Raw genomic sequence first — 1,212 nt, forward strand, 5'->3', positions numbered from 1 at the left:
TCTTTGGTCCACATCCGGCTCATGTGGACTCGAGACTATCCCAATCCGACCCCGTGCGACATTCTCAAACAGGCTCTGAGTTGCCGGCCCTAAGCCGATTGTAGTCGTGACTGAACTTGTCGGTATTTTGGAGCAGCATTGCTTCCAAAAAGCCAGCAAGCTGGATCCAACCATGATTCGACTTAGGTGTCAGGCACTGTAGGGGAGTGTGGATTATGAGTTGCTGAAGTTGATCTCTAGATGTTTAAACCCAGACTTTGATGGTGCAATCTTTTCGCATGAGTGGAGGGAAGCACTATGGAGCAGGTTCTACACTGCAGCGCCACGACGACAGAGGCAATCCGTCGAGCATTACATAATTGTCAAGAGAGCCTGAGGGCTCTGGCCAAGCGTTCTCTCTTCGGACGCGCCGAGACGTCCCTGCCGGGACGTAGGTCAGGTCATTCCGCGGATGGGACTACAGGTGCGTGTGATTGACCCGCGGACCGCATCGAATACATTGGAAGGCCTCCACCTGCGAAGACCATCATGCGGCGAACTGATGTCGACTGGGAAGACAACCCTGCTCCCGGCAAGCGACCATCACTGGCGCCAAAAGGAACAAGCAGCGCGATCGCAATACCTTGTGTTCGTGATCTGTCGACCGATCGGCAATGGTATCGTCGAGCAATTTCTATAAAGAGCTTGCTTAAGGGGCTGCGATTAGACAACCCCATCTAAACACCTAGGACCCGATGGCGGCGGGTTACCATCGCAAACTCGTACGGAGGACAGGATCGGCAGCTTGCAATCACCTCCGGCACGGCGCTCTGGTACCACCCACGCAAGAGTGTGAGGTGGCTTGGTTTGGCTGAACAGCGTTTTTGGCTGGTTAAGTGGAGTGTCTGCCGGGGTTAAGCTGCCGCGCGTTGCGGCAGCGGGGTGAAGTAGGCCTGATCGGGTGTCCTCCGGTCAAGGCTCGGATGAGGCCTCCGGCCATTGTAGAAGGCCAGATACCGACCAATCGAAGTCCGGGCCTCGGCGACACTGTCGTAGGCCCTCAGATACACCTCCTCGTATTTGACGCTGCGCCAGAGCCGCTCAACAAAGACGTTGTCGCGCCGGGCGCCCTTGCCATCCATGCTGATCGATATCCCGTTCTTGAGCAGCACGCTGGTGAAGTTGTGGCTGGTGAACTGGCTGCCTTGATCGGTGTTGAAGATCTCAGGCCGG

The 1,212-nt window shown here is 56.3% G+C and carries 1 protein-coding gene and 1 pseudogene; one reads left to right on the plus strand and one right to left on the minus strand.

The window, feature by feature from the left end:
- Positions 1 to 297 precede the first annotated feature (297 nt).
- A pseudogene (locus JQC81_RS32435) lies at positions 298 to 393 on the plus strand (IS481 family transposase); the annotation flags it as partial.
- A gap of 500 nt (positions 394 to 893) precedes the next feature.
- On the opposite strand, the gene JQC81_RS32440 reads toward JQC81_RS32435, so the two are convergent.
- Positions 894 to 1,212 (minus strand): integrase core domain-containing protein (locus JQC81_RS32440; RefSeq protein WP_203275862.1); only part of this gene is annotated, 319 nt, incomplete at its 5' end.

The sequence above is a fragment of the Microvirga arabica genome, assembly GCF_016811235.1.
Taxonomy (GTDB): Bacteria; Pseudomonadota; Alphaproteobacteria; order Rhizobiales; family Beijerinckiaceae; genus Microvirga; species Microvirga arabica.